Raw genomic sequence first — 8269 nt, forward strand, 5'->3', positions numbered from 1 at the left:
CAGCAGATCATGCACAATCATTTACGAACGTGCAACATCATGCACTGGATGACATCTTGCTCCTGGCATCCAGCCAGCGGCCGCCAAAGACGTTGATCAGCAGGCCGAGCATGACCGCCACGCCACCCACTTCCTGCTGGAGGGTCATCTGCTCACCGAGCAACACGGCGGCCGAGGTCAGCCCCACCACCGGCACCAGCAGGGAAAAGGGCGCCACCTGGCCGGCCGGATAGCGTGACAGCAGCCGACTCCAGATGCCGTAGCCGACCAGGGTGGCGATAAAGGCCAGGTAGACGATGGCGAAGATCGAACCGGCCGACAGCGAGGTCAGCGCCGTGGCGATCTGCTCGGGACCTTCCAGTAGCAGCGACAGGACGAAAAAGGGAATGGGCGGAATCAGGCTGCCCCAGACCACCAGGCCGAGCATGTCCACCTTGCCGATCTTCTTGGTGACGATATTGCCCAGTCCCCACATGGCCGCCGCTGCCAGGGTCAGCAGGAAGCCGGCCAGGGTCATGGTGACGCCATGCTCGGTACCGATCAGCAGCAGGCCCAGCGCCGCCACCAGCAGCCCGACCAGGCTCGCCCGGCGCACCTTCTCACCGAGAAAGGTCGCCGCGAATGCCAGGGTGAAGAAGGCCTGGGCCTGCAAGACCAGCGAGGCCAGCCCCGCCGGCATGCCCACGTACATGGCCGAGAACAGGAAGGCAAATTGACCCAGGGAAATGGTCAGGCCGTAGGCCAGCAGCAGTCGCCAGGACACCTGGGGACGCCGCACGAAGAGGATGGCCGGAAAGGCCGCCAGGCAGAATCTCAGGGTGCCCAGCAGCATGGGCGGCACGCCATGCAGGCCGAGCTTGATGACGACGAAGTTCACCCCCCAGGCCAGGATGACGACCAGTGCCAGCAACAGATCCCGGGGTGCCATCGACAACTCCTTGAACGCATTCAGATAGTTAGGCGGCTACCCTACTCCTTTGCGCCCGCGCCGCGGCGTCACAGTTGCACACAAATTCGGCCAGTCACTCTGCATGCAAAGAAAAACCGCAGCCTGGGCTGCGGTTCGTCGGGATCAGGCGCTGCGCTTGTCACGCAGGGGGTCATGGCCCCAGTTCATCAGCGACTTGCGCCAGCGCGAGTCTTCGATGTCGCCGTCCGGTCGCTGCTTGAGGTGGCGATGCACATAGCCGATGACCTTGCGCATGGCCTTGTAGTCATCGTCTTCCAGCTCGGCCTGGCGCTTGCCCTTGAGCTCGAGGATGCGCTCACCCATGGCATGACCGACCGCCTTGCCATCGTTGGCGGCCTTGACCTTCTTGCCACCCTTGGTCATGCCCACGCCCTTGCTGGTGTCACCGCTGAGCCATTTGCGCAGCTGACTCGGGGTCATGTTGACCACCTGCTTGAACTCGCTGCGGACCTCTTTCTTGTCGTCTTTCTTGTCGTCGTTGGAAGCCTTCTTGGTGCTCATTTTTCACCTGCCTTTTGCAACGCCTTCACCAGTTCGTCTTTCTTCATGCGCGACCGGCCCCGCACCTCGCGGCGCGCCGCACGCTTCATCAGCTCGTCCTTGGTCAGACCGGCCAGGCCCGACTCACGCGCCGCCGCCGTCTTGCGCGCCACATCGGCCGGCTGCTTGGAATGCTGCTTGCCGCGGCGCGTGTCACGGCGCTTCTTGGCGGTGGTGCGCTGGTACTCTTCCTTGCTCAGGGAGTCCCGGGCCTTTTCCGGCAGATAGCGCTCGCCGGTCTCCTCGGATTTCTTGCCGGAGCGGGTGTCCCACTTCTCGTCGGTCCACTGCTGCAGATGATTGTCCTTGCCCTTGCCGCCCTGGTATTCACCACCGCGCTTCTGGTACTCCTGGGAGGCCAGCTGCGCCTTGCGCGCCGACCACTGACCGGGCTTGCCGCCCTTGTCGCCCTCGGTAATCTCTTTCTTCACCTTTTCCCAGAGTTCGGGATCGCTCTTCTTGGCCGTCGCACTCATGGCTCACCTCAGGTTGGGGATCACTGCAGTCGCTGTCTCTAGGATGACTGTCCAACCGAAACGGGGGTTCGCGCCAGGCGACGAATGCCCCTACCCTGCGTCTTCCGGTATCCAGAGAAAGTCATGTCCCTCGTCACCCTGCTCCGCCGTCGCCTGATCCCGCTGCTCTTCGTCACCCTGCTGGTCGGGGTCGGGGTCCCCTATAGCTGCTCGGAACTGGCCTATCGCGAACGCCAGTGGGTGTTCAGCATCGAGCCGGGCAATGCCAGCTGGTTCACCGGCGTGCCGGAAGGCGTCCGCCAGTTCAACCTGCCGGTGCCGGACGGCCTGACCGGCACCGACTACCTGCACGCCTGGTGGTGGCCCGCCCGCCGTCCGGACGCCCCCGCCCTGCTCTATCTGCACGGCACCCGCTGGAATCTCACCGCCCAGGTCCGGCGCATCGCCACCCTGCGGCAACTCGGCTATTCGGTGCTGGCCATCGACTATCGCGGCTTTGGCGAAAGTCCTGGCGACGTGCCCTCCGAACGCAGCGTCTACCAGGACGCCCGGGTCGCCTGGAAGCACCTGCAGAGCCTGCAGCCCGATCTCAGCAAGAGATACATCTATGGCCACTCACTGGGCGGCGCCGTGGCGGTGGACCTGGCCTGGCGCATCGCCGGCGACGGGGATCCCACCGGTGACTACCCCGCCGCGGCCGGTCTGATCATCGAATCCACCTTCACCACCCTGGCCGATGCCGCCTCGGCGGTGGTCGATACCCGCTTTCCCCTGCGCTGGCTGATGTCGGAGAAATTCGATTCCCTGGACAAGATCCCGGACATCCATATCCCGGTGCTCATCGTCCACGGCAGCGACGATCGCTATGTCCCTCCCCGCTTCAGCGAAGCCCTCTATGCGGCGGCCCGGCCGCCCAAGCGCCTGCTGCTGATCCCCGGCGGGACCCACTCCAACAGCATGGTGATAGGCACGCGCGACTATGCCGCCGCCTTGCGCGAGCTGTTCGGCGGCGCGCACCTGAGCGAAGCGGAAAAGGAGGAATCATCGACGGGAGGCTAGAGACTTTCTGAAAGGCATCGACGGCGCTGATAGTCACTATCTCGCCAGTCTATTTTTTTCGAGCGGTCCTGCTCGGGATACTGAACTCACTCCAGCACAGTTTCCCCAGAGGACACCATCATGAACCTGCGTATCGCCTTCGGTTTCGCCCTGACCGCCCTGGCCCTGAACACCTTCGCCCAGGACTTCGCCTTCACCCCCAGCGCCGCCACCCAGGTCGCCGAGGAATCCAGCCAGCGCCCGCTGGGCCAGCTGATCAAGCAACAGCAGCAGCGCCTGCAGCAGCGCACCCTGGCCGAAGAATCCAGCCTGCGTCCCCTGGGTGAAGTCATCAAGCAGCAGCAACGCCAGGTGCAGGAACGCCGGATCGCCGAGGAATCCAGCCTGCGCCCCCTGGGCCAGGTGATCGAAGACCAGCAGCAGCGCCTCGGTGACGATACGGTGGCCGAAGAATCCAGCCAGCGTCCCATGGGTCGGCTGATCGACCGTCAGCAGCATCGCCTGCAGAATGACGCCCTGGCCGAAAACGGTTCGGCCCAGACCGTCGACCGCCTGATCAAGGCCGGCCAGACCCGCCAGGCCTGAGTCCTAGCCGTCCCTTCCTGCCCGGCCTTGCGCCGGGCTCGCTCAGTGGCTCTTCTCCCTACCCGGCCCGATACTGGCCGGCGCCTCCACCACCAGCTCCTGCGGCACCTCGTCGATGCGCGGATCCAGTGCCGCCGCCATCGGACTCACCGTATCCGGCATGGCCACGTGATGCAGCGGCGCCTCGTCCAGCCGGTGTTCGCCACTGACGAAGCGGGGCTGCACGAAGACGATCAAAATCACCGCATAGGCCGAGGTCAGCACATAGAAGGTGCCCGGGCCGAAATGCTCCATGGCCGCACCGGCCAGCAGCGGTCCGATACAGGCACCCACGCCATAGGTGGTCAGCAGCATCGCCGACAACTGCACGCGCCGCTCGGGTTCGACATGGTCGTTGGCAAAGGCCGTCGCCAGCGGATAGAGGGTAAACAGCAGCATGCCCGAGACGAAGCCCGCGGCCAGCAGCCAGGGATAGGGCAAGGTGATCAGGCCCCACAGCGGTACCGCCGCCAGGCACAGCAACACCGCATTGGCGCGGATCAGCTTGCAGCGATCGAGGCGATCCGACAGCCAGCCCAGCGGCCACTGGGCGCAGAACCCCGCGACGATGCACAGCCCAACATAGAAGCTCGATTGCGCCGTATCCAGGCCACTGCGACTGGCGAACACCGGCGCCAGGCCATAGAAGCCCCCCACCAGCAGCCCCGCGGTAAAGATGGTCACCAGCGACTGGGGCACCCGCTGCCAGAAGAAACGGATCTCCAGCGGTGCCGCCACCAGCTTGGCCGGGTGCACCCGCCGGGTCATGGCCAGGGGAATCAGGCAGGAGGCGAAGCAGATGGCCACCAGCAGCAGCGGCTTGTAGTCGAGTTGCGGATGCCAGGCCAGCAGCGCCTGGCCGATCACCAGCCCCAGGTCCACCGCCACCATGTAGCCGGCGAACACCTTGCCACGCTGGTGATTTTCCGCCTGCTCGTTGAGCCAGCTCTCGATCACCATGTACTGATTCATCATCACTACGCCCATGACGAATCTCAGCGCGATCCAGACGTTCAGGTCATCGATCAGGGCATGGATGAGCACGGTGACCGTCGCCGCACCGGCGCAGGCCACATAGGAACGGATATGGCCGACACTGGCGATCAGCCGATGGCCGAACTTGCCGCCGCACACCAGCCCGAAGTAATAGGCCGCCATCAGGGCGCCGGTCCACATATCCCCCGCCCCCTGCTCGGTCAGTCGCAGACCGATGTAGGTGGTGAAGAGACCGGAACCGGCCAGCATCAGGAGGGTAGCGAAATAGAGAGCAGGAAAGGTAACGAGAGGACTGAACATCAGGGATCACATGAAGAGAAACGAAAAGCCGGAGCGGAGCAGCGGTGCTAAGCATCGGGATGGGGAAGGGAAAGCTGTCGAAAGCAGGTATGCCGGATTACTCCGGCTCTTGCCGCCGATTGGTCTCGGTACGCTGGCGCTGCCGCCACTGGTCCAGATAGACCACCTGGCCATGCTCGGGCTTGGCCTGATAGGCAGGCGCCGAAGCCACCACCGAATCGGCCGTCGGACGTTCGACCTCGGGTACCACGAAGGGGGCGAATTCGACCTTGGCCAGGGTCTTGCCGAACAGGGCCAGAGAGGCGTCGAGCCGCTCCTCCCCCGTCACGGTGAATTCGAAGGAAAACAGTCGCGCCAGGCGCTTGCGTCCCTTGGCATCGGCCAGCCAGCGAAAGCGCGAGAAAGCCACGGCGCCATCGAGCAGCAGCACCTTGCGGCGACGACATTCCTGCTCGGCCAGCAGCAGCGCGCGCTCGCGAATGCCATGGGCATGCCAGAACCACAGACCAATGCCGACCGCGCCCAGCAACAGGCAGAGATTACCTAGCGTCAGCATCTTCGCTCCTCATCGAAGGGTACCGCCGTCACTGACGCCGCGCAGCGTCACCAGATGCCGTCTCGTTCAACAGGCGAATGTTCTCACGCTCGCCTTTGTACAGCGCCAGAGGGGCGATTTCCTTACCCAGCAACGGCACCTGCTGTTGGTGCCATATGTAGTAGAAAACGTTCAGTACCACCAACAGCAGAAACAACCAACGCATCATTCGTTCTCGAGCGGACACGCCAAAGCCAATCCAGCAAACACCATATCGGGCACGATCCGCGCGCCTGGAACGACATGTTTGACCAGTTCCGCGTCACCCCCGGTCAGAAAGATCTCGCACCCTTCGGCGAACATTTCCTGAGCCAGTTCGTACTGGGTACGGACGAAACCCTTGAGCATGTACAGACACCCACGCTCCACGGCCTCGATGGTCGTGCGTCCCGGCGCCTCGTAGCGTTCACCACTGGCCCAATGTGGATCGTAGCGGATCCGACGGGTATGGGTCTGCAGTTCCCGACGCATCAACGGAATCCCCGGACAGATGAACCCCCCCTGATGCTCGCCCTGGGCATCGACCAGATCTGCGGTGACCGCCGTCCCCAGGTCCAGGACCACGCAGGCCTTGCCCTCGGCCAACTGCACCGCGGCCAGGATCACCAGCCAGCGATCCATGCCCAGACGCTGATGGTCACGATAGCCATTGCGCACGCCATTCCACACCTCGACCGGCAGGGCCTGGTGACAGGCGATGCCAAAGGTGGCGGTGAGCCGCTCCTTGAGCTGCTGGGTCTCTTCGTCGCTGCGCACGCTGACCAGCCGGCAGGCCGCCAGGGCAGGACTGTCCGACTGGGAAAGCGCCGCGATCAGGGCGTCGTCGCTGTCGACGATGCCGGTATCCACCACCTCGGCACCGGCCGCGAGCAGGCGCCACTTGATGAGGCTGTTACCGCAATCGAGTTCAAGAATCATGATCTAGGCTCAGGCTCAATTCGCCACCGCTGAATGCCTGCGTCTGACCGTCTACATGCATGAGAATAGCCCCATCTTCGGCAACTCCTGCCACTGTGCCCTGGATACAGCGAACCCCCGAAGACAGGGTTACCGCTCGACCTTGCCAGCCATGATAACGCTCCCACTCGCTGCGCAGGGCGGCGAATCCGGACCGGCGATGAATCTGCCACAGACTGTCGATTTCCCGGAGCAGCAGGCTGGCGACCTGGTTGCGGTCCTGCAGACCGCCCAAGGCCTCGGCCATGGAGATCCACGGCTGATCGATGTTGTCGGCGAGGCGCATGTTGACGTTGATGCCGATACCGATGATGGCCTGGCAGACGTCCTGCGGATCACCCGACAACTCGATGAGGATGCCGGCCAGCTTGCGCCCCCGGACCAGGACGTCGTTGGGCCACTTCAGGCAGGCGTCCTCGACGCCCAGCTGTTGCAGGGTACGGATCACCGCCAGGCCCATGGTCAGGCTCAGGGCCTGCAGTTTCTGGATCCCGCCCGGGCTGGAGACCACGGCGGTGAGATAGAGATTCTTGCCATAGGGGCTGACCCAGGCGCGGCCACGACGACCACGACCGGCCTGCTGATGCTCGGCCAGCAAGGCGAATGGCGGTTGCTGCTGCGGCAGACGGCGTTGCGCCTCGGCATTGGTGGAGTCTATGGAGGCCAGGACCGTTACCGGCCAACCGCCCTCCTGCGCGATCCGCTCGGCATCGAGCAGCGACAGGGGCTCCTCCAGGCGGTAACCCCGTCCCGGAACCTTGAACACCTCGACGCCCAGGTCATCTTCCAGCGTCTTCAGCCGCTTCCAGATGGCACTCCTGGAGACGCCCAAGGCTTCACCAAGCTCGACGCCGGAATGAAATTTTCCATCACTCAGCAGTTTCAGCAACGGCATCCCGAACTCCGTTCGACTTTCTTCCGCCCCAAAGACAACACCCCCGCCAGAGTGAACTGAGCGGGGGTGCTGGGTGTTAGGCGCTTGACGATGACCTACTCTCACATGGGGAAGCCCCACACTACCATCGGCGATGCATCGTTTCACTTCTGAGTTCGGGAAGGGATCAGGTGGTTCCAATGCTCTATGTTCGTCAAGCAATTCGGTTGGCTGGCCAGGCGATGGAGCTGCCTGGCTGGCCCAATTGGGTCTGTGATCGAAGTAGACGTGTCGTCTTGGGGTCTTGCGAACCCACGCGCCCGTTTTCGGCGTCGTCTTCCTCACGCTCTGACCGCGGTCAGATTGTTTGGGTGTTATATGGTCAAGCCTCACGGGCAATTAGTATCGGTTAGCTCAACGCCTCACAGCGCTTACACACCCGACCTATCAACGTCGTAGTCTTCGACGGCCCTTCAGGAAGCTCAAGGCTCCAGTGAGATCTCATCTTGAGGCAAGTTTCCCGCTTAGATGCTTTCAGCGGTTATCTCTTCCGAACATAGCTACCCGGCAATGCCACTGGCGTGACAACCGGAACACCAGAGGTTCGTCCACTCCGGTCCTCTCGTACTAGGAGCAGCCCCTCTCAAATCTCAAACGTCCACGGCAGATAGGGACCGAACTGTCTCACGACGTTCTAAACCCAGCTCGCGTACCACTTTAAATGGCGAACAGCCATACCCTTGGGACCGGCTTCAGCCCCAGGATGTGATGAGCCGACATCGAGGTGCCAAACACCGCCGTCGATATGAACTCTTGGGCGGTATCAGCCTGTTATCCCCGGAGTACCTTTTATCCGTTGAGCGATGGCCCTTCCATAC

10 protein-coding genes and 2 rRNA genes (1 of these 12 running past the window's edge) are annotated in these 8269 nt (G+C 63.2%); 2 read left to right on the forward strand and 10 right to left on the reverse strand.

Going from position 1 to position 8269, the window contains the following annotated elements; genetic code table 11:
* Positions 1–37: 37 nt before the first annotated feature.
* From ACZ5R1_RS18340 to ACZ5R1_RS18350, 3 genes are all read right to left on the reverse strand, one after another.
* Positions 38–928 carry an EamA family transporter gene (locus ACZ5R1_RS18340; protein WP_027601352.1) on the reverse strand — a complete coding sequence of 297 codons (891 nt, stop codon included), beginning with the start codon at positions 926–928 and terminating at the stop codon, positions 38–40.
* Between the two features lie 144 nt (positions 929–1072).
* A complete protein-coding gene (locus tag ACZ5R1_RS18345; protein ID WP_007162604.1) occupies positions 1073–1471 on the reverse strand; it encodes a DUF3140 domain-containing protein in 399 nt (132 codons plus the stop codon).
* The gene (locus ACZ5R1_RS18350; RefSeq protein WP_007162605.1) at positions 1468–1986 is read right to left on the reverse strand and encodes a hypothetical protein; all 519 of its coding nucleotides are present in this window, start codon (positions 1984–1986) and stop codon (positions 1468–1470) included. The genes ACZ5R1_RS18345 and ACZ5R1_RS18350 overlap by 4 nt, the downstream gene beginning before the upstream one ends.
* Positions 1987–2109: 123 nt before the next feature.
* Here ACZ5R1_RS18350 and ACZ5R1_RS18355 point away from each other — a divergent pair, with 123 nt between their 5' ends.
* A complete protein-coding gene (locus tag ACZ5R1_RS18355; protein ID WP_115945801.1) occupies positions 2110–3045 on the forward strand; it encodes an alpha/beta hydrolase in 936 nt (311 codons plus the stop codon).
* A 120-nt stretch (positions 3046–3165) separates the two neighbouring features.
* Positions 3166–3630, forward strand: a complete 465-nt coding sequence (locus tag ACZ5R1_RS18360) for a hypothetical protein (protein WP_115945800.1) — start codon at positions 3166–3168, stop codon at positions 3628–3630.
* Between the two features lie 42 nt (positions 3631–3672).
* On the opposite strand, the gene ACZ5R1_RS18365 is transcribed toward ACZ5R1_RS18360, so the two are convergent.
* From ACZ5R1_RS18365 to ACZ5R1_RS18395, 7 genes are all read right to left on the reverse strand, one after another.
* On the reverse strand, positions 3673–4965 hold the full coding sequence (locus ACZ5R1_RS18365; RefSeq protein ID WP_464712639.1) for an MFS transporter: 1293 nt from the start codon (positions 4963–4965) through the stop codon (positions 3673–3675).
* A 97-nt stretch (positions 4966–5062) separates the two neighbouring features.
* Complete coding sequence (locus ACZ5R1_RS18370; RefSeq protein ID WP_027599086.1) at positions 5063–5521, reverse strand: DUF3301 domain-containing protein; 459 nt, start codon at positions 5519–5521, stop codon at positions 5063–5065.
* 28 nt (positions 5522–5549) lie between these two features.
* Positions 5550–5729, reverse strand: a complete 180-nt coding sequence (locus tag ACZ5R1_RS18375; RefSeq protein WP_037006863.1) for a hypothetical protein — start codon at positions 5727–5729, stop codon at positions 5550–5552.
* On the reverse strand, positions 5726–6478 hold the full coding sequence (locus ACZ5R1_RS18380; protein WP_027599087.1) for a type III pantothenate kinase: 753 nt from the start codon (positions 6476–6478) through the stop codon (positions 5726–5728). The genes ACZ5R1_RS18375 and ACZ5R1_RS18380 overlap by 4 nt, the downstream gene beginning before the upstream one ends.
* A complete protein-coding gene (birA, locus tag ACZ5R1_RS18385; protein ID WP_027601356.1) occupies positions 6468–7412 on the reverse strand; it encodes a bifunctional biotin--[acetyl-CoA-carboxylase] ligase/biotin operon repressor BirA in 945 nt (314 codons plus the stop codon). Before birA ends, ACZ5R1_RS18380 begins: the two co-directional genes overlap by 11 nt.
* An 82-nt stretch (positions 7413–7494) precedes the next feature.
* Positions 7495–7610: ribosomal RNA gene (rrf, locus tag ACZ5R1_RS18390) — 5S ribosomal RNA — on the reverse strand.
* A 159-nt stretch (positions 7611–7769) separates the two neighbouring features.
* Positions 7770–8269 (reverse strand): 23S ribosomal RNA (locus ACZ5R1_RS18395) (it continues 2393 nt past the right edge of the window).

The organism is Pseudomonas sp. Pso3, from assembly GCF_055393275.1.